Source organism: Micropruina glycogenica, from assembly GCF_900289045.1.
Classification (GTDB): Bacteria; Actinomycetota; Actinomycetes; order Propionibacteriales; family Propionibacteriaceae; genus Micropruina; species Micropruina glycogenica.
In genome coordinates this window covers 3,118,388-3,137,022 of record NZ_LT985188.1, presented here as the reverse complement: position 1 = coordinate 3,137,022, position 18,635 = coordinate 3,118,388, and the positions used below count along the sequence as shown (strand labels likewise).

Sequence of the window (18,635 nt, the reverse complement as noted above, 5' to 3'; positions counted from 1 at the left end):
CCGGCCTGAGGTCAGTCGCCGAACGGATCGCGGGCCGCCATCGACACATCGGCCGGCGGCCACGGCTCGGTGAACTCTTCGTCGGCCCACACCGTGAGCCGGCGCAACCAGGGCGTGCCCCACGTGGTGACCAACGCCAGATCGGCGGCGTCGCGCCCATGGCCGATCGCCACGTGGCCCTTGCGGCGCTCGTTGTGCCGCGGGTCGAAGGTGTACCACCGGTCGCCCAGATACACCTCGACCCAGGCGTGAAAGTCCATCGCGGTGGGCAGCGGCGGCACGTCCATGTCGGGCAGGTAGCCGCTGCAGTAGCGGGCCGGAATGCTGATCGAGCGGCACAGCGTCACCATCAGGTGGGCGAAGTCGCGGCACACGCCGTAGCCGTTGTCGAACGAGTCTTTGGCGGTCCACCACGAACCGGTGCTTCCGGTGCGGTATTCGAGGTGGTTCCACACCCAATCTTGAATGTGCGCGACCAACTCGTAGTTGCGCTCGTGGCTGCCGAACAGCCGCCAACCGTCGGCCGCGAGCATGTCCGATTGGCAGTACCGACTGGGCAGCGTGTACACCAGAACATCGTCGGGCAGATCCTCTGCCCGCAGCGCCGGCGCGGCCGGGTCGGCCTCATCGACTTCGTCGGGCACCTCGACCACCGCGTAGTACGACACCAGCGACTCACCGGCCGGCAGCATCAGCCGCCTCACTTCGGTGCCGTAGAGATCGGTGTACCGGCCGGTTTCGATCACCGGATCGGTCGTCCAGAGTTCGCGGACGACCCGCGCCTCGACGCCCGGCCGAACCTGAAATGCGGCCGGGGTGGCGGACTGCGCGACGTGGTTGAACTCGCAGCCGATGCGCATCGCACGCATGGCGGGTACGGACTGCTGCACCCGGAAACCCCTCTCATTGAGAGCAGCAAAATACCCCACCGACGCGGGCCCTCATGACGATGCCCGAAGTGCCTCACCCCAAGGGCGGTATCGAACAATCTCAGCATGTCTAGCACCCACGCTAGACAGCGCTCGACAACGGCAGAGAAGAGCATCAGGCCGCAGCCAGTACGGCCGCATGCGGCGCGAGCCGGCGAATCGAGCGTGCGTTGCGCCAGCGCACCAGGTCGGCGCTGATCGACAGTCGCTGCGCGGCTTCGTGGCTGCGCAACCCCAGACAGTAGACCGCTACCAGACAGGCGGCCGCCGACCGGTCGATCAGCCCCAGTCGGGTGGCGTTGCGAATCACCGTGATGGCGTCGGGCCCCGCCGAGTGCGCCAGGTCGTTCAAGACCTGTGGGTCGAGGCTCACCGTGGGTTGTTCCCCCGCCCACACGGTGCGGCGGGTGTCGAGCGCCAGGTTCGCCGCGATGCGCTGCGGACGACGGGCCAGCGGGTAGCGGCAGATCTGCAACCAGCACTCGGTGACGTACTCGGCTATCGAATGCTGCGGGTCGCGCGCCGCGAGCAGCACGAGCTTGCCCAGCATGGCCTGCAGCACCACCCTGGCGGCGAGCCGGTCGCCCGCGGCCTGGCGCGCCAACAGTTGGCCCAACAGCCTGTCTGGATCATCGGCTATGCGGCCGAAGACCTCGCCCAGCGTGCCACCCTCGGGCCAGTCCGCAGGCACCTGACGGTGCCGCAGTACCCCCCATTCGCGATTCAGTTCGTCAATGCAATTCCCGGCTGCAACGCTCATGCGGCAACGGTGCCGAGCCGGTGTTGTCGGCAGTGTTGTCACCAACCGGCGGGGTGTTGCCCGCCGACGGGCACAATCTCATAACCTTTTGCGCCGCAGACCCGGCGAGCATTGTGCGCCGGCCCCTCACCAGCCATACAATTGACATGTCACTATCGGGTGCTTGGTTGCCAACTCAACCATCGTTTTCGCCCAGGGGGCTGCGTGGACGGTCCAGCAGCCCCCTGGAGCCCTCATCGGGCGGGTGCCGGCGGTACGACCAGAAGGATCGCCGTCGGCATCACTGCGTGTAGTCGTCCAAAGCCCTGGCCAGAAAGTCCTTGAGGTCGCCGGTTTCGCCGTCGCGACCACCGCGCCCGATCACCAGCGGCGGCGGGCTGGGGCTCAGCTTCACGCCGGTGAACCGTGCCAGTCGCCCGCCGGTGGTGAGCAGTTGAAAGAAGCGGCCATCGGGAGCGATGGCCAGCGTGCGGGCCTTGTTCAGGTACCAGCCGACCTGGTCGCTCTTCACCCGGGTGCCGTCCATGAGTTGCGCCCGCAGCGGTTCGGGCGTGAGGCCGCGGCTCTTGGCGGTGGCAACGAACTCGTCGACCTGCACCTGCGCCGCGATCGACTCGTTGCGCAGCGCGGCGGCTGCCATTTCTTCGCGCCGGCGGGCATCTTCGGCGCGGCTGTTGGACGACATGCCGCACACCCTACGCCGCACGGCCCGGCGTGCGTTTCACTTGAGGGTATGCATGCGCACCGGTGGCCGGCCCTCATCGCTTTGGCAGTCGTCTCGGCGTGCACGGCCCCCTCGGGCCCCGCGACGTCGCTGCCGCCGGCCACGTCGGTGCCGCCGAGCGCAGCGGCCACCGCGAGCGCGTCCGTCGGCCCGTCGACCGGCGGACCCGTGCTCGCAGGCTCCGGCTACACGCTGAGCCTGCCCAACGGCTGGGTCGACGCCACCGATCACCTGCGCAGGAGTCAGCCCCAGGTCGACACCGGCGGCACCGACTCGAATGATCGCAAAGACGACTTCGTCGATCGGGTCAGTGTGGTCGTCACCACGTCGGCCCAGGTGTCGCTGGACGCCCTGACGCCCCAACTCGAAGCTCAACTCGAGGCCGCCGGATCGACCGATATCGAGTTCAAGCCGGGCGCCCAACTCGACGGACGGCCGTCGCTGCAGGTGTGGTCGATCGCGAAGGCCACGCGCGAGGCGCACACGATTCAGTTTCTGGCCTTCAACCGGGGCGCGCTCTTCGTGTTGACGATCACCACCGACCACCGCTCTGCCAAGGCCGCCGACCTGGCCGCCCAGATCACGGGCGGCTGGGCGTGGGCCTGAACCCGGCCCAGGCCAAGGGCCGTCGCCCGGGGCACGCAGACGCTTCCCAACGAACCCCGCATGGGCAAGGGTGAAACCATGACCGACCCCATGAGCCTCACCTTTCTCGGCGGCGCCGGCACCGTGACCGGTTCGAAGCACCTGCTCACCATCGGCGCGCGCCGGGTGCTCGTCGACGCCGGAATGTTTCAGGGCGAGAAGAAGTGGCGCGAACTGAACTGGGCCGAGTTTCCGGTGCCCGCGAGCAGCCTCGATGCGGTGGTGCTGACCCACGCCCACATGGACCACTGCGGGTACCTGCCCGCCCTGGTGGCGCAGGGCTTCGACGGGCCCGTGTGGTGCACCGCCGAGACCGTCCGACTGGCCGAGATCGTGCTCATGGACGCCGGTCATCTGCAAGAACGCGAGGCCGAGTACGCGGCCGAGGGCGGCTACTCCAAGCACAATCCGCCGCTGCCCCTGTACACCGTCGCCGACGTCGAACGGACGCTGCCGCTGCTGCGGTCGGTGCCCTACGACACCGACCTCGATCTGGGCCAGGGCCTCACCCTTCGACTGACCCGGGCCGGGCACATTCTCGGCTCGGCCAGCGTGACCCTGCGGCACGGCGACACCTCGGTGCTGGTGTCGGGCGACCTGGGCCGGCACGACCACCCGCTGCTCGAGTCGCGCGACACCCCGCCCGGCGCCGGCTATGTGCTGGTCGAGTCGACCTACGGCGACCGCGAGCACCCCGATGCCGAGGGGCATCCGCACGAGGTGATGGCGGACGTGATTCGCCGCACGATCGCCCGCGGCGGCAGCGTGCTGGTGCCCGCGTTCGCCGTCGACCGCACGCCCGTGGTGCTCAAGGCACTGGCGCAGTTGCGCCGCGAGAACCGCATTCCCGACGTGCCGATCTTCGTCAACTCGCCCATGGCGGTCGCCGCCCTGGCCGTCTACCGCGAGGCCGCCCCGACCGGTGAACTGCGGCCCGACCTGCACCTCGACGAGTTCATCAACCTGCCCAACCTGCGCGAAGTCACCGACGCCGAGGAGTCCAAGCGGCTCAACCACCCAGACCGGCCCTGCATCATCGTGTCGAGTTCGGGCATGGCCACCGGCGGACGGGTGCTGCACCACCTGGAGTACCTGCTGCCGAACCCGCGCAACTCGGTGATCTTCACCGGCTACCAGGGGGTGGGCACCCGGGGTCGGCAGTTGCTCGAAGGCGCCACCGAGATGAAGTTCCGTGGCCGCTTCGTGCCGGTCAAGGCCGAGATCGCGCAAGACGGCGAGTTCTCGGTGCACGCCGACGGCTCCGACCTGATCGACTGGCTGGCCGCCCTCGACCCCAAGCCGCACACGGTGTTCTGCGTGCACGGCGAACAGGACTCGGCCGACAACCTCGCCGCCCGCATTCGGCGCGAGCTGGGCCTGGTGGCCGTCGTGCCGCACTACCGCGAGGTGGTGGCGCTGCAGCCGGTGGACGGGCTGCCCGTCGTCCAACCCGTCGCGCCGGCCCAACCGGCGCCGCAACACGCCGCCGAACCCACGTCCACGCCCGAGCCGTCCGACGTCTCCCCCGGGGCTCGGCTCACGTTCGGCGGGGCGGGCACCCACACCGACGACAGGGCGCAGGTCGAGGTGATTCTGACCACCGCGCTGGGGCAGGTGCCGTTCGTGCCCGACGACAAGCGGGCCGGGGTCGAGGCCGCCCTGCAGGGTGCGATCGCACGCGTCGGGGGCGACCGCGCTGCCCTGCTCGACGCGGTCAACCAGGCGCTCTACGCCGCTGCATCAGCGGTCGAAACCCCGGGTGGGCAGTCGATCGTCGCCCTGCTGGCACACGTGCCCAAGGTGCTGCGATGACACTGGGTTCGTAGTCGCGCGTCACCGCCCGTTGGTCGAGCTTGTCGAGACCTCGTCCACACGGTCGTGGCCCGTCGGGGTTCGACACTTCAAGGCTGCGCAAGGGGTCTCGACAAGCTCGACCAACGAAATCAACCGTCTTACGCGACGCCGTTGTCTTTGGTCGCCTCTGGACGAGTGGTGCCGTCGAGCCAGGCGGTGAAGAAACCGGTCAGGTCTTCGGGGGTGGCGGCGTCGGCGTGCTGCCGGAACTGTTCGAGGCTGCGCGACCCAGATTGCTGCGCCCAGGCCTTCAACATCGAGAAGAACGCCTCATCGCCCATGCGCACACGCACCGCCTGCACGGCGGTGGGGCCACGGTCGTAGACCCGTTCGAACAGGTGGTCGGCCCCAGGGTTCGACAGCGAGGGAGCCCAGAACTCCTGCTGCTCGGCCATGCCGCGGTACACCACGCTGAAGTTGCGCGCCGGGTCGTCGGCGGTGAGCCAGGCGGCGTAGCTGGCCAGAGCCTCGTTGATGAAGATGTCGTTCCACTCGGTCAGGGTGACGGTGTCACCCAGCCACATGTGGGCCAGTTCGTGAAACAGCAGGCTCTCGGAGCCGACCCCGCGCTTGTTGTACACCGGCCGCATCGCGACCTCCAACCCGCCCCAGTAGAAGCGCACGTCGGCCACGAGGCCGCCGATGCCGCTGAACGGGTACGGGCCCAGGTAGCGTTCGAGCTTCTCGACCGCTGCAGGCGTGCCGCGCAGCCACGCCAGGGCCGCGTTCTGATCGGCTTTCGGCAGCCGCTCGCTCACCGCGTACACGAACGGACGGCCCTTCGCCGTGCCCTGCTCGAGGCGGAACTGGCCGACACCCAGAAAGGTGGCGTAGGTGACGGTGGGGGCGTCCACCAGCCAGACCCAGCGAGTTCGGCCGGTTGCGACCGGGTCGGCGGTGTGACTGATCAGGCGTCCGGCGCAGATCGCCTCGACGTTCGTAGGCACGTTGACGCTGAACCGCATGGTGGCGGCGTCGCGCGGGTGATCGTTGGCCGGGTACCACAGCGTCGCAGAGGTCGGTTCACCGGCGATCACCAACTCGTCACCCGATGAGTAGGCCGAAGGCGGTCGAATCGCGAGGTCGAGGGGTGACCCGGCGTAGTCGACCGTCGCGGTGAACGTGGCGCCGGCCATGATCGCAGGCGTTGCCGGGTCGGTGCGGACCACCGACACGCCGAGGTCGTCGCCGGTCTGCTGAAGCGTCGCCGAAGCCCCGTTGACGCTCACCGCCGACGCGCCCAGGGCGAGGTCGAGGTGAAACCGGTCGAGGTTCTGGGTGGCGATCGCCGTGATCGTGGTGCGGCCGGTGAGCCGGGTGCCGTCCACCCGCACCGAAACGTCGTAGTTCTGAACGTCGTAGCCGCCGCCACCGGCGTCGGGAAAGTCGGGGTCACCGATGCCGGCGGTACCCCAGGTCTGCTCGGCAGGCGGCACGGGCGTGACACTTTCTGCCGGCCGGCTCGCCAGCAATGCCAGCACCAACGCCAGCACGACGGCCACCGCACTCAGGGTGAGCCAGAAACGGACTGCTCGTGACACGCAGCCAGCGTGCCAGACGATCGGGTGAGCCAGATCAGCCCACGGGCCGAATCCCACTCGTAGCCGCCGCTGGCGCGAGTTGGGGACGGTTCCCAACTCGCGCCAGGCGATCTCAGGCGCCGCGCAGCAGGTCGGCGAAGTCGATGTCGCCGCCGAACTCGTCGTGCGCCGGCGCCCCTGGGTGTTCGGCCACCAGTTGCGCGAACTCGCGGCCCGCCGACTCGATGCGGGAGCGCAGCTGGCCGGCCGAGTCGCCCCAGTCTGCGGTGGCCGCGAACACCCCGGTCGGGGTCACGGCGGCCTTCAGGTAGTGGAACAGCGGCAGCATCGCGGTGGCGATCACCAGCGAGTGCCGCGCCGACCCGCCGGTGGCCGCGAGCAGCACCGGGCGGCCCGCCATGACGCCCTCGTCCATCAGGTCGAAGAACATCTTGAACAGACCCGAGTACGAGGCGTTGAACACGGGGCTCACCACGATCACGCCGACCGCCCGGCCCACCGTGCCGTACGCCTCGGTGAGCGCGGCGGACGGCACGTGCGTGGTGAGCTGGTGCGCCAGGTCGGTGGCGAGCGTGCGCAGCTCGATGCTGACCACCTCGACCGGCTTGCAAGCGGCCAGCACCCGCTGGGTCGCCTTGCCCAACTGCTCACCGAGCAGCAGGCTCGACGACGGGGTGCCGACCCCGGCCGAGATCACCACGATCGTGTCGGTCATGCCGTCTCGCCCGCCTCGACGCTCGCGTAGGGGCTGCGTCCGGTGACGTCGTCGACGGCGACAGGACGCGACTCGGCCAGCGCCTGCTCGGCCTGCGCCACGGCCACCAGCGACTCGTGCGTGGGCGCCTCGGGCACCTGTGCCGGCCGGCCCTCGGCGAACCCCTTGCGCAACTCGGGCAGAATCTCGCCAAGCAGGTCGAGCTGTTCGAGCACCGTCTTCAGCGGCAGCCCGGCGTGGTCGATCAGAAACAGCTGGCGCTGGTAGTCGCCCACCACGTTGCGGAAGCCCAGCGTGCGCTCGATCACCTGCTGCGGCGAGCCGACGGTGAGCGGGGTCTGCGCCATGAACTCCTCCAGACTAGGCCCGTGCCCGTAGACGGGCGCCACGTCGAAGTATGGCCTGAACTCGTTGACCGCGTCCTGGCTGTTGCGGCGCATGAAGAACTGCCCGCCCAGGCCGACGATGGCTGTGTCGGCCGGCCCGTGGCCGTAGTGCTCCCAGCGCCGGCGGTACAGGTTCACCATCTGCCGGGTGTGGGTTTGCGGCCAGAAGATGTTGTTGTGAAAGAACCCGTCGCCGTAGAAGGCGGCCTGTTCGGCGATCTCGGGGCTGCGAATCGAGCCGTGCCAGACGAACGGGGGCACGCCGTCCAAGGGTTGCGGGGCCAGCGTGAAGCCCTGCAGCGGGGTGCGGAACCTGCCCTCCCAATCGACCACCGGCTCGCGCCACAGCCGACGCAGCAGCGCGTAGTTCTCGACGGCGAGGCTGATGCCGTCGCGAATGTCCTTGCCGAACCAGGGGTAGACGGGGCCGGTGTTACCCCGACCGAGCATCAGGTCGACCCGGCCGTCGGCCAGATGCTGCAGCACCGAGTAGTCCTCGGCGATCTTCACCGGGTCGTTGGTGGTGATCAGCGTGGTCGCCGTCGACAGCATGATGCGCTCGGTCTTGGCCGCGATGTAGCCCAGCAGCGTGGTGGGGCTGGACGGATGGAACGGCGGGTTGTGGTGCTCGCCGTGCGCGAACACGTCGAGACCGACCTCTTCAGCCTTGGTGGCGATGGCGACGGCCGCCTTGATCCGCTCGTGCTCGGTGGGGGTGACACCGGTGATCGGGTCGGGGGTGATGTCGCCGACGGTGAAGATGCCGAACTGCATGACTGCTCCCAAATAGTTGTCGTTTCAACTATCTCACACAACGACGATACCAGCGACGGTATTCCCGCCCCGATTGTGTGCCCCACGCCGGGCTGATCCACAAGCGGGGACGGTTACTTGGATCCTCATCAGAGAACCGTCCCCGATAGTGCTCACACCCGCCGAGTCGCCTTTGCCATCATCGACGCATGCAGCCAACAGCACCAGAGGTGACCGCGCTGGCGATCAACGTGGCCGTGCCCGCCGACCTTCAGTGGACGGACGTCCGCCGCGACGAGGAGTTTCTGCTCACCACCCTGAACGTACGGCTGCTTCCCGACGGCAGCCTGGCGGCCAAGGCGTATGGACGGCCGACCGCCGGCGGCAGGGGCGCCTACACGTCGTTCCGGGTGCCCGATCGCGCGGAGTTGCGCGAGCTGATCGCCCAGGCAGCCGATCGGGCCGCCGAACTTTGGGCCGCCAACACCGGCATGGGCTGAACTCGGGCCAGCAAGGGCGCCTCATCGAAACGCCGCGCAAGAGGGTGTTGATCCGACCCCCGTCTGGGGTGGTCAGATCAGCCGTCTTTTGCCGGCCACGCCCTCACAGCGGCGCACGCCGGGGATTCCCCGGCAGAGATCCCGGGTCAAGCCCGGAATGACCGGAGCCGTCATCCCGGCGCACGCCGGGATCTCTGCAGACGCGCACCCGCTCTCGACGCACAACCGTCCACGCGTCACACTCGACTGATGGACGACCTCGCCCACGCCCGCGCTCTGCTCGCCGACGCGGCCCGGGTGGCCGTGCTCACCGGCGCGGGCATCTCGACGGCCTCAGGCATCGGCGACTTTCGCGGCCCGCAGGGCCGCTGGACCCTCGACCCCGACGCCGAGCGGGTGTCGACCCTGTCGTGGTACCTCTCCGACCCCGACGTGCGCGCCAAGGCGTGGGCGTTTCGCGCCGAGTCCCCGGTGTACGACGCACAACCCAACCCCGCCCACACCGCCCTGGTCGCCCTCGAGAACGGCGCCCGGCTCACCGGGCTGATCACCCAGAACACCGACGGCCTGCACCAGCTGGCCGGCTCGAACCCCGAACTGGTCATCGAGCTGCACGGCAACTCGCGCACCTGGCGCTGCGAGACCTGCCGCGCCACCGGGCCGATGATCGAGATGGTGCGCCGGGTGCGCGCCGGTGAGATCGACCCCCGCTGCCCCTTCGACAGCGGCATCGTGCGAGCCACCACGATTCTGTTCGAAGAGGGCCTCGACCCGGCCACCATCGACGCCTCGGTGGCCGCCGTCGACGAGGCGGACGCGCTGCTGGTGATCGGCACCTCGCTGACCGTGCACCCCGCGGCCGGACTGGTGCCCTACGCGAAGCGGCGCGGCACGAGCGTGGTCATCGTGAACGCCGAGCCCACCGACTACGACCACCTGGCCCAGGTGCTGTTGCGCGGCCCCATCGCCGAGGTCGTGCCGTCCATACTGCGCGCAGATGACGAACAGATCTCAACGATCGCTGAATGAAACTACAGCGCAGAGGCTGGCGCAACGGGCCGACAACCGATTAGATGCAGCACACGGGAGCTCGGGGGCTTTCCGGGTACGCAACATTGCAGCATGGTCACAATCAGGTCAACGATCGACCTTCTGCTTCGTTTGCCCGACCCGGCCAGCAATAGTTCTCCCATCATCGCGGCGGCGGGTCGCGAGCGACAAGGAGGAAATGTGCGTAACAAGAAGCTGCTCGGGGGCGCGGTAGCCCTGTTGAGCGCGTCCATGCTCTTCGCCGGTTGCGGCAGCCGCAGCGAGCCGGCCGCCAGCGGGTCTGCCGGCGGCGCCGCCACCAAGGTGGCCAAGATTGGCGTCATCGCCCCCCTCACCGGCGACCTGTCAGTGATGGGCCTGGGCATCAAGAACTCGGTCGACCTGGCCATCAGGCAGGCCAACGAAAGCAATGCGATTCCCGGCTGGAAGCTTGAGTTGGCCGCCGAAGACGACACCGCCACCCCCGACGTGGGCGCCAACGCGGCCACGAAGCTGGCCGCCGACAAAGACGTGGTCGGCGTGGTCGGCACCCTCAACTCGGGCGTCGCCCAGTCGGTGCAGCCGATTCTGAACAGCGCGAACATCGTCATGGTGTCGCCGGCCAACACCAGCCCCAACCTCACCCAGGGCGCCGATCTGGCCAACCCCAAGCGCACCTACCCGAACTACTTCCGGGTGTGCACCACCGACTCGATCCAAGGCCCGTTCGCGGCCCAGTACCTGTTCGAGTCGGGGGTCAAGAAGCTCGCCGTGGTCAACGACAAGAAGCCGTACGGCCAGGGCCTCGCCGAGGCGGTCGCCACCAAGTTCAAGGAACTCGGCGGTGAGGTCGTCTCGAACCAGACGGTGAACAAGGACGACGACGACTTCTCGACCGTCATCGACCTGATGAAGGCGAAGAACCCCGAGGTCGTCTACTTCGGCACCGAGTTCCAGCTGGCCGGCCCGATGAGCAAGCAGATGAAAGACAAGGGTCTCGCCGTTCCGCTGATGGGTGGCGACGGCATCTTCGACCAGAAGTTCGTCGATCTGGCCGGCGCGAAGTCGAACGGTGACCTGGCCACGTCGGTGGGTGCCCCGATCGAGTCGCTGGCCTCGGGCAAGAGCTTCGTCGAGGCCTACAAGGCGGCCGGCTTCTCCGACGGCTTCTCGGCCTACGGTGCCTACGCCTACGACGCGGCCAACGCGATCATCGCCTCGCTGAAGAAGTCGCTGCCCAGCGCTTCGGACGCCTCGTCGGCTCGCCAAGCCACCATCGACGGCATGGCTGCGGTCAGCTTCGACGGCGCCACCGGCAAGGTCGGCTTCGACGAGTTCGGCGACGCGATCACCAAGACGCTGACCGTCTACGAGGTGCAAGAACTCAAGTGGGTCGCCAAGAAGACCGGCGAGCTGAAGTAGTCATCGTCCAATGATGCTGTGGGGAGTCGCTGTCGGCGGCTCCCCACAGTTCGATGAAGGAAGGAGAAGGCGTTGGCATTCTTCATCGACCAGTTGCTGAACGGCCTGTCACTGGGCGCCCTGTACGCGCTGATCGCGGTGGGGTACACCGTGGTGTACGGCATCGTGCAGCTGATCAACTTCGCCCACGGCGAGATCTTCATGATCGGCGCGTTCGGCGCGCTGTCGACCTGGATCGTGCTCGGCTGGGCCACGGGCGGATCGACCGCCTGGTGGAACATGCCGCTGATGCTGGTGGGCGGCATGCTGGTCGCGGTGCTCACCGCGGTGGTGATGGAGCGGTTCGCGTATCGTCCGCTGCGCAACGCACCCCGCCTGGCACCACTGATCACCGCCATCGGCATTTCGATCTTTCTGCAAGAGTTCATTCGCCTGTTCTACGGCGAGATTCCCGGCTTTCCCGACGCCAAGGCCGCGATTCCGTTCCCACAGATCGAGTTCTTCACCGGTGACGCGGTCGACGTGGGCGGTCAGCTCATCAACCGCGGCACCTTCTTCATCATCGCCGCGCTCGTGGTGTGCTGGGCGTTCTTGTGGTGGTTCGTCAACAAGACCGCCACCGGACGTGCCATGCAGGCGGTCTCACAAGACCCCGACACCTCGCGGCTGATGGGCATCGACGTCGACCGCATCATCGTGATCGCCTTCGCCGTCGGGGCGGCCCTCGCCGCGATCGCCGGAGTAGCGCACGGCGTGCGCTTCGGCAACATCGACTTCAAGATGGGCTTTCTCGCCGGTTTGAAGGCCTTCACCGCCGCGGTGCTGGGCGGCATCGGCAACATCAACGGCGCCGTGGTCGGCGGGCTCACCCTGGGCCTGGTCGAGTCGATGGCCGCCTCGTACATTCCCGGCCAGTTCGGCGGTGCCGCCTGGAAGGACGTCTGGGCGTTCGTGCTGCTGATCCTGATTCTGGTGTTCAGGCCCCAAGGCCTGCTCGGTGCGAAGGTGGTGGACCGCGCATGAGAATCCCAACCGTCTTCACCCCCGAACTGCAGAAGCAGTACCACGTAACGGGCCGCATGGTCGCCATGGCCGGCGGGCTGCTGTTCGCCGTCTCTGCCTATCTTCCGTGGGCCTACACCGGTGCCGCGCTCGACAACATGTCGTACCTGGGTGGCCCGTCGACGCTGCAGTTTCTGGGCCTGACTCTTGGCCTGATCGTCGCCTGGTGCGCGGCCATGGGGTGGATCGAACCCTGGGCCGACCGCAGGGGCTTTGCCAGACCGCTGATCAGGGTGAGCAAACGCGTCGGCTGGACCCGGGGCAGCAAGGCGATGGGCATCGGCCTGCTCGCCTACATCGTGCTGATTCTGGTCGTGATCGCCATCGAACTGCGCGGCCTGGTGGCCGTCGAGTGGGGCGGCTGGGTGGCTCTGGTGGCGGCTCTGATGGCGTTCGTGGGCACCCGGCTGCTCATCGCCGGCCGCGCCCCCAGCCTCGAGCGGGTGCGCTCGGCGGCCTGGGTCGAGATCGTGGCCATCGCTCTGATTCTGCTGTTGGCGCTGCTGCTGGTGGCCTACGCGCTCAACCAGAACGACGGCGGCATCTTCTTGTCGATCATCGCCTTCGCCGGCGCGCTCAGCGCGTTCGTGCTGCGCAGCGGCATCGGCGCCTGGATCTCTGAGGCCGGCCAGAAACACCGCACCGTGCTGGTGTTCTCGTCGTTCCTGGTGGCCTTCTTGTTCCCGTTCACCCAGAACGGCTCGGACGCCAACATGTCGATCGCCACCCAGGTGCTCGTGTTCGCCGCCACCGCAGTCGGGCTCAACATCGTGGTCGGTCTGGCCGGCTTGCTCGACCTGGGCTACATCGCGTTTCTCGGTGCCGGCGCCTTCACCGCTGCCACCCTGAGCGAGTCGGCGTTCGCCACCATCAACTGGAAGCCGCCGTTCATCGTGGTGATGCTGATCGCGGGCCTGATCTCGGCCAGCCTGGGCCTGCTCATCGGCTCGCCCACACTGCGCGTGTCGGGCGACTACCTGGCCATCGTGACGCTGGCGTTCGGTGAGATCTTCCGCATCACCATGAACAACCTCGACGGTCAGTCGGGGCCCAACCTGACCCACGGATCGTCCGGCATTCCAGCCATTCCCAACCTGGAGTTGTTCGGGTTCGACTTCGGTAAGCCACACGTGGTGTTCGGGATCACCCTGGGCCGGTTCAGCAACTACTTCTTCCTGATGCTGCTGATCATGGCCGTCATCGTGCTGGTGTTCACCCGGCTCAACCACTCGCGCATCGGCCGCGGCTGGGTGGCCATTCGCGAGGACGAGAAGGCGGCCGAGGCGATGGGCGTCAACGTCTTCGGGCTGAAGCTGCTGGCGTTCGCCGGCGGAGCCTTTCTGGCCGGCTTCGCCGGGGCCGTGAAGGCCCACGTCGACGTGTCGGTGATTCCCGACCAGTACGTGTTTCTCGAGTCCGCATTCTTGCTGGCGGCGGTCGTGCTGGGCGGCATGGGCACCGTGATTGGCGTCATTCTGGGCGCGACGTTGCTGAAGCTGTTGCCCGAGAAGCTACGGTTCGTCAGCGAGTACCGCATGCTGCTGTTCGGCCTGCTGATGGTCGTGATGATGCGCTTCCGTCCCGAGGGAATGATCCCCAACCAGCGGCGCGCCCTGGAATTCCACTCCGACGACGAGGAACTGGTCCAAGAGATCGAGGAAGACCTGCCGTACGAGTTCGCGGAGGAGAAGTCATGAGCACCGAGACGGTTGTCGAACCGACCGGCCACACGGTCGGACGCGAAACGATTCTGGCGGCTCGCAACGTCACCATGCGCTTCGGCGGCCTGGTGGCGGTCGACAACGTCGACTTCACCGTGCACAGCGGCGAGATCGTCGGCCTGATCGGCCCCAACGGGGCCGGCAAGACCACCTTCTTCAACTGCCTCACCGGGCTGTACAAGCCGACGTCCGGCGAGGTGCGGTTCATGGGGGAGGTGCTGCCGCCCAAGCCGCGCGAAGTGGTCGTGGCGGGCATGGCTCGAACGTTTCAGAACATTCGGCTGTTCCCCAACATGACCGCACTCGAAAACGTGATGGTGGGTCGCTACTGCCGCACGTCGTCGATGGCGTTCACCTCGATTCTGCACGGGCCGAAGTTTCGGCGCGAGGAGGCCGAAACCCGCGAGCGGGCGGCCGAACTGCTCGAATACGTCGGCATGAAGGGGCAAGGGGGCCACCTGGCCCGCAACCTGCCCTACGGCGACCAGCGCCGGCTCGAGGTGGCCCGTGCGCTGGCCACCGACCCCAAGCTGCTGCTGCTCGACGAGCCGACCGCCGGCATGAACCCGCAAGAGACCCGGCAGGCCGAAGAGCTGATCTTCAAGATTCGAGACTCTGGTCTGGCCATCGTGGTGATCGAGCACGACATGCGGTTCATCTTCAACCTGTGCGACCGTGTGCTGTGCCTGGTGCGCGGCAAGACGCTGATCGAAGGCACGGCGGCCGAGGTGCAGTCGGACCCCCGCGTGATCGAGGCCTACATCGGCTCGCCCGAGAACGAGGAGGGGGGCGCCCATGCTTGAGGTCAAAGACCTGGTGGTGGCCTACGGCAAGGTCAAGGCGGTCAAGGGCATCAGCTTCAAGGTCGACCAGGGCCAGGTGGTGTCGCTGCTGGGCACCAACGGCGCCGGAAAGACCACCACCTTGCGCACCATCTCGGGTCTGAACCGCCCCGAGACCGGCGAGATCTGGTTCGAGGGCGAGCGCATCGACAAGACGCCGGCCCACCAAGTGGTGATGAAAGGCCTGGCCCAATCGCCCGAGGGCCGGCGCATCTTCCCCCGTCTGACCGTTGAAGACAACCTGTTGCTGGGCGCGTTCGCCCGCAAGGACTCCGACGGAATCGCCAAAGACCTCGACCGCGTCTACGACCTGTTCGACATTCTGCGCGAGCGACGCACGCAGCCGGCCGGCACCTTTTCGGGCGGCGAGCAGCAGATGCTGGCCATCGGTCGGGCCATGATGAGCCGGCCGAAGCTGCTGATGCTCGACGAGCCGTCCATGGGTCTGTCGCCGCTGATGATGCAGCGCATCATGTCGACGATCAGAACCCTGCAGGGCGAGGGGGTCACGATTCTGCTCGTCGAGCAGAACGCGGCCGCGGCGCTCAAGCTGAGCGACTGGGCGTACGTGCTCGAGGTCGGCCAGATCACCCTGGACGGCACGGGCGAGCAGTTGCTGGGCGACGATCGGGTGAGGCGGGCGTACCTCGGCGAGGACTGACACTCGCTGATCGAGCTTTCGTCGTCCCGGCGAACGCCGCGATCTCTGAAAGGCCGTCGGCTCAACCTCGTGAGCGCGGCGCGTTACCCGCCGTCCACCCGGTGCCGCCCGCAAGAATGACGCCATGGTGCCGTTGGCGATCGAGTGGGCGTGGCCGGAGACCCCTGTGTCGATCGCAATCACGATCGTCGTCGCCGTGGCCGGCCGCTGGCTGTTGCTGCGGGCGATCAAGCGGGGTTCAGAGCTCGCCGTCAGCCGCGCCAACCAGCGCCGCGTCGACCAGGGCGGCGACAACGCCGAGTTGTACGCGGCACGACACGCGGCCAGGGCCGCCACCATGGGCTCGCTGTTGCGCAGCGTGACGAACGTGACCATTGCGGTGCTGACGGTGCTGACCGTGATGGCGATTCTGAACATTCCGCTGACGCCGATTCTCGCCTCAGCCGGCGTGGGCGGTGTGGCGCTCGGGTTCGGCGCGCAGAGCCTGGTGAAGGACTACCTGTCGGGCATCTTCATGATCGTCGAGGACCAGTACGGCGTCGGAGACCTGGTTGACCTGGGCGAGGCGTCCGGCACCATCGAAGACGTGGGCCTGCGGGTGACCCGGCTGCGCGATTCCAGCGGCCAGGTCTGGTACATCCGCAACGGCGAGATCGTACGCGTCGGCAACCAGAGCCAGGGTTGGTCGACGGCGATCGTCGACATTCCGGTCGATTCGGGTGAGAACTCGACCCACGTGATCGAGGTGCTCGAGGGCGTCTGCCGTGAGGTGTACGCCGACCCCGATTACGCCAAGGTGCTGCTCGAAGCGCCCAATGTGGTGGGCGTGCAGTCGGTCGAGGCCGGCCGCATGACGATCAGGATCACCGCGAAGACCCAGCCGAACCAGCAGTTCGGGGTGCAGCGCGCGATTCTCGACCGCGAGCTGCAGGCGCTCAAGGACGCCGGTATCAAGGGCCCACGGGTGCTGCCGGCTCCCCCTGCCTCGTTGTAGGCACACGACCCCGACGGAAGGTCTGGGGCGAGATGGGGACGGTTCCGAACTCGCGCCACCACAAGATCTAGTGGCGTGAGGATCGGTGGCGCCCAATAGGAACCGTCCCCATCTGTCGCCACGCTCAGGCGAGTGTGAAGCCGCCGTCGCTGGTGATCACCTGGCCGACGATCCAGTCCTGCGTGGCCAACCAGCCGATCAGTGCCGCCGGGTCGTCCGGACGCCCCACCCGTCCGAACGGTGTGGACGCCAGGTGCTGCTCGATCTCGTCGAGCGGACGGTCGGTGGTCTCGGCGTCCAAGTACCCGGTGTTCACCGGGCCCGGGTTGATGGTGTTGAGCACGATGCCGAGTTCCAGCAGCTCCGCGGCCACCGTCGCAGTGACGCCGGCCAGGGCCGCCTTGCTGGTGGCGTAGGCCACCTCGCCACGCATCGGCCCCAACTGCTGGCCCGACGTCATCCAGAACACCCGACCCGTCGGGGCCGGGTAGGGCCGGCCGCCGCCGATGCGCTCCCCCGGACGCCGGGCCTCGCTCTGCGCCCCGGCTCTGGTCTGCGCGAACCCCGCCGTGAGCAGAAGCGTCGAGCGGGTGTTGACCTGCCAGAACGCGTCCAGCCGCTCGGGAGTCATGTCGAGAATGCTGCCGTCGTCACCGCTCTTGGCGTGGTTGCAGACCAGAATGTCGAGGCGTCCGGTCATTGCGGCGGCCTGCTGCAGCAGGCCGGGAATGGTGGTCGCGTCAGACAGGTCGGCCGACACGTCGGCGAATCGTGCGGACGGCGTCAGCGCCGCGGTCAGTTCGGCGCGTACTGCGTCCAGGTCGTCGCCACCCCAGGGCTGGTCGAGGTCGTGCGGCCGATAGTGGTGAATCACGATGCTCGCGCCCAGCGTTGCCAGCGTGCGGGCCACCGCGAACCCGATGCCGCGGCGGCGAGAAACCCCGGTGACCAGCGCCGTCCGGCCGGCGAGTGGTAGCTGTTGGTGTTGCACGTGCTGATCGTGCCGCAAAGCGGCGCGGTCAACCACCGCGCAGCGCAGCCCGTCGAGTTGCGACCACCCGAGGCCTCGGCAGACTCGCGGCGAGTGACACACGTAACTGCCTCCGTGACACGTAGCTGCCTGCATGCAGGCAGCTACGTGTCAGAAGGGCAGCTAGGTTGACCTCAGCGGCCGCCGGTTCAGTCGATCAACGGCGGCGCGGACGCCTGACGCGTCCGAGTCGCGCCCACGCTGGCCACCACCACACAGGCCATGGCGACGATCTCGATGGTGCTGAGCCCCTCGCCGAGCACCAGCAACGCGAACAGTGCCGCGGCCGCCGGTTCGAGACTCATCAGAATGCCGAACAGGCCCGGCGCCATGCGCCGCAGCGCCACCATTTCGAGCCCGTACGGAATCACCGACGACAACAGCGCCACCGCCAGCGCCACCCCGAGCACATGCGCGTTGAACACCGGAGCCCCCATCGTCAGCGCGGGCACAGCCAGCATCACCGCCCCGATCAGACTCGCCACGGTGACCCCCGAGACTCCCTCGAACACCTGTCCGGTCGGCCCGGCCAGCAGAATGTAGGCCGCCCACAGCGCGCCGGCCAGCAGTGCCAGACCCAGGCCGACCCAGTCGGGATCGATCGGTTGCAGACCGAGCATCGCCACCCCGACCGCCGCGAGCCCCACCCAGATCAGATCGCGCAACCGGCGGGAACCGAACACTGCCACCGCCAAGGGGCCGAGAAACTCCACGGTGACGGCGACCCCGATCGGAATGCGGGCGAAGCTCTCGTAGATCGACCAGTTCATGCCGGCCAGCGCCACGCCGTAGCCCGCCACAATGAGCCACTCGCGCGGCGTGCGTCCACGCACGCGAGGCCGGGCGAAGGTGAGAAAGATCAGGCTCGAGAAGCACAACCGCAGCCAGGCCGTCGCCGAAGGCGTGGTGGTTGCGAACAGGTCCTTGGCGAAGGCCGCGCCCAGTTGCACCGTCGCGATGCCGATCAGCACCATCAGCACCGGGTCGACTCGGGCAAACGCGGCACGCACGCTCGGACTATGCCACACCCCAGCCGGGTGGCCCTGCGCACCCGCGTGACGTTGCTC

General features: G+C 67.9%; 18 protein-coding genes. 10 read left to right on the top strand and 8 right to left on the bottom strand.

What is annotated here, in order from left to right:
• Positions 1-11: 11 nt before the first annotated feature.
• From MPLG2_RS14725 to MPLG2_RS14715, 3 genes are all read right to left on the bottom strand, one after another.
• Positions 12-890: a transglutaminase-like domain-containing protein gene (locus MPLG2_RS14725; RefSeq protein ID WP_197709962.1), complete on the bottom strand. Its 879-nt coding sequence runs from the start codon at positions 888-890 to the stop codon at positions 12-14.
• Between the two features lie 154 nt (positions 891-1,044).
• Positions 1,045-1,689 (bottom strand): hypothetical protein, encoded by a 645-nt coding sequence (locus MPLG2_RS14720; protein WP_158681245.1) that lies wholly within the window; start codon positions 1,687-1,689, stop codon positions 1,045-1,047.
• A gap of 280 nt (positions 1,690-1,969) precedes the next feature.
• Positions 1,970-2,374 carry a hypothetical protein gene (locus MPLG2_RS14715; protein WP_105186784.1) on the bottom strand — a complete coding sequence of 135 codons (405 nt, stop codon included), beginning with the start codon at positions 2,372-2,374 and terminating at the stop codon, positions 1,970-1,972.
• Between the two features lie 48 nt (positions 2,375-2,422).
• On the opposite strand from MPLG2_RS14715, the gene MPLG2_RS14710 reads away from it, so the two are divergent.
• Both MPLG2_RS14710 and MPLG2_RS14705 read left to right on the top strand, forming a co-directional pair.
• Positions 2,423-3,019 carry a hypothetical protein gene (locus MPLG2_RS14710; RefSeq protein WP_105186783.1) on the top strand — a complete coding sequence of 199 codons (597 nt, stop codon included), beginning with the start codon at positions 2,423-2,425 and terminating at the stop codon, positions 3,017-3,019.
• A 78-nt stretch (positions 3,020-3,097) separates the two neighbouring features.
• The gene (locus MPLG2_RS14705) at positions 3,098-4,870 is read left to right on the top strand and encodes an MBL fold metallo-hydrolase RNA specificity domain-containing protein (RefSeq protein WP_197709961.1); all 1,773 of its coding nucleotides are present in this window, start codon (positions 3,098-3,100) and stop codon (positions 4,868-4,870) included.
• A gap of 140 nt (positions 4,871-5,010) precedes the next feature.
• Here the strand turns inward: MPLG2_RS14705 and MPLG2_RS14700 are convergent, their stop codons facing one another.
• The 3 genes from MPLG2_RS14700 to MPLG2_RS14690 form a co-directional block, all read right to left on the bottom strand.
• Positions 5,011-6,453 carry a M1 family aminopeptidase gene (locus MPLG2_RS14700; protein WP_158681244.1) on the bottom strand — a complete coding sequence of 481 codons (1,443 nt, stop codon included), beginning with the start codon at positions 6,451-6,453 and terminating at the stop codon, positions 5,011-5,013.
• A gap of 112 nt (positions 6,454-6,565) precedes the next feature.
• Positions 6,566-7,168, bottom strand: a complete 603-nt coding sequence (locus MPLG2_RS14695) for a CE1759 family FMN reductase (protein WP_105186781.1) — start codon at positions 7,166-7,168, stop codon at positions 6,566-6,568.
• Positions 7,165-8,328 carry an LLM class flavin-dependent oxidoreductase gene (locus MPLG2_RS14690; protein WP_105186780.1) on the bottom strand — a complete coding sequence of 388 codons (1,164 nt, stop codon included), beginning with the start codon at positions 8,326-8,328 and terminating at the stop codon, positions 7,165-7,167. The genes MPLG2_RS14695 and MPLG2_RS14690 overlap by 4 nt, the downstream gene beginning before the upstream one ends.
• 188 nt (positions 8,329-8,516) lie before the next feature.
• Here MPLG2_RS14690 and MPLG2_RS14685 point away from each other — a divergent pair, with 188 nt between their 5' ends.
• The 8 genes from MPLG2_RS14685 (at position 8,517) to MPLG2_RS14650 (ending at position 16,538) form a co-directional block, all read left to right on the top strand.
• On the top strand, positions 8,517-8,807 hold the full coding sequence (locus MPLG2_RS14685; protein ID WP_105186779.1) for a hypothetical protein: 291 nt from the start codon (positions 8,517-8,519) through the stop codon (positions 8,805-8,807).
• 249 nt (positions 8,808-9,056) lie between these two features.
• On the top strand, positions 9,057-9,836 hold the full coding sequence (locus MPLG2_RS14680) for an SIR2 family NAD-dependent protein deacylase (protein WP_105186778.1): 780 nt from the start codon (positions 9,057-9,059) through the stop codon (positions 9,834-9,836).
• A 201-nt stretch (positions 9,837-10,037) separates the two neighbouring features.
• Positions 10,038-11,258, top strand: coding sequence for a branched-chain amino acid ABC transporter substrate-binding protein (locus tag MPLG2_RS14675; RefSeq protein WP_231935679.1), 1,221 nt, complete (start codon positions 10,038-10,040; stop codon positions 11,256-11,258).
• Between the two features lie 72 nt (positions 11,259-11,330).
• Complete coding sequence (locus MPLG2_RS14670) at positions 11,331-12,281, top strand: branched-chain amino acid ABC transporter permease (RefSeq protein WP_105186776.1); 951 nt, start codon at positions 11,331-11,333, stop codon at positions 12,279-12,281.
• Positions 12,278-14,017 carry a branched-chain amino acid ABC transporter permease gene (locus MPLG2_RS14665; protein ID WP_105186775.1) on the top strand — a complete coding sequence of 580 codons (1,740 nt, stop codon included), beginning with the start codon at positions 12,278-12,280 and terminating at the stop codon, positions 14,015-14,017. The genes MPLG2_RS14670 and MPLG2_RS14665 overlap by 4 nt, the downstream gene beginning before the upstream one ends.
• A complete protein-coding gene (locus tag MPLG2_RS14660) occupies positions 14,014-14,844 on the top strand; it encodes an ABC transporter ATP-binding protein (protein ID WP_105186774.1) in 831 nt (276 codons plus the stop codon). Before MPLG2_RS14665 ends, MPLG2_RS14660 begins: the two co-directional genes overlap by 4 nt.
• Complete coding sequence (locus MPLG2_RS14655) at positions 14,837-15,544, top strand: ABC transporter ATP-binding protein (protein WP_105186773.1); 708 nt, start codon at positions 14,837-14,839, stop codon at positions 15,542-15,544. Before MPLG2_RS14660 ends, MPLG2_RS14655 begins: the two co-directional genes overlap by 8 nt.
• 124 nt (positions 15,545-15,668) lie before the next feature.
• Positions 15,669-16,538 (top strand): mechanosensitive ion channel family protein, encoded by an 870-nt coding sequence (locus MPLG2_RS14650; RefSeq protein WP_105186772.1) that lies wholly within the window; start codon positions 15,669-15,671, stop codon positions 16,536-16,538.
• A gap of 124 nt (positions 16,539-16,662) precedes the next feature.
• Here MPLG2_RS14650 and MPLG2_RS14645 read toward each other — a convergent pair whose 3' ends face one another.
• Both MPLG2_RS14645 and MPLG2_RS14640 read right to left on the bottom strand, forming a co-directional pair.
• The gene (locus MPLG2_RS14645) at positions 16,663-17,529 is read right to left on the bottom strand and encodes an SDR family oxidoreductase (protein ID WP_197709960.1); all 867 of its coding nucleotides are present in this window, start codon (positions 17,527-17,529) and stop codon (positions 16,663-16,665) included.
• A gap of 188 nt (positions 17,530-17,717) precedes the next feature.
• Positions 17,718-18,578 carry an EamA family transporter gene (locus MPLG2_RS14640; protein WP_231935678.1) on the bottom strand — a complete coding sequence of 287 codons (861 nt, stop codon included), beginning with the start codon at positions 18,576-18,578 and terminating at the stop codon, positions 17,718-17,720.
• Between the last annotated feature and the right edge of the window lie 57 nt (positions 18,579-18,635).

Bases quoted from the DNA above. Each gene is read 5' to 3' on its own strand.
- MPLG2_RS14720 (WP_158681245.1), bottom strand. From the start codon at position 1,689: ATGAGCGTTGCAGCCGGGAATTGCATTGACGAACTGAATCGCGAATGG.
- MPLG2_RS14665 (WP_105186775.1), top strand. From the start codon at position 12,278: ATGAGAATCCCAACCGTCTTCACCCCCGAACTGCAGAAGCAGTACCAC.
- MPLG2_RS14660 (WP_105186774.1), top strand. From the start codon at position 14,014: ATGAGCACCGAGACGGTTGTCGAACCGACCGGCCACACGGTCGGACGC.
- MPLG2_RS14695 (WP_105186781.1), bottom strand. From the start codon at position 7,168: ATGACCGACACGATCGTGGTGATCTCGGCCGGGGTCGGCACCCCGTCG.
- MPLG2_RS14685 (WP_105186779.1), top strand. From the start codon at position 8,517: ATGCAGCCAACAGCACCAGAGGTGACCGCGCTGGCGATCAACGTGGCC.
- MPLG2_RS14655 (WP_105186773.1), top strand. From the start codon at position 14,837: ATGCTTGAGGTCAAAGACCTGGTGGTGGCCTACGGCAAGGTCAAGGCG.
- MPLG2_RS14715 (WP_105186784.1), bottom strand. From the start codon at position 2,374: ATGTCGTCCAACAGCCGCGCCGAAGATGCCCGCCGGCGCGAAGAAATG.
- MPLG2_RS14690 (WP_105186780.1), bottom strand. From the start codon at position 8,328: ATGCAGTTCGGCATCTTCACCGTCGGCGACATCACCCCCGACCCGATC.
- MPLG2_RS14705 (WP_197709961.1), top strand. From the start codon at position 3,098: ATGACCGACCCCATGAGCCTCACCTTTCTCGGCGGCGCCGGCACCGTG.
- MPLG2_RS14650 (WP_105186772.1), top strand. From the start codon at position 15,669: ATGGTGCCGTTGGCGATCGAGTGGGCGTGGCCGGAGACCCCTGTGTCG.
- MPLG2_RS14710 (WP_105186783.1), top strand. From the start codon at position 2,423: ATGCATGCGCACCGGTGGCCGGCCCTCATCGCTTTGGCAGTCGTCTCG.
- MPLG2_RS14680 (WP_105186778.1), top strand. From the start codon at position 9,057: ATGGACGACCTCGCCCACGCCCGCGCTCTGCTCGCCGACGCGGCCCGG.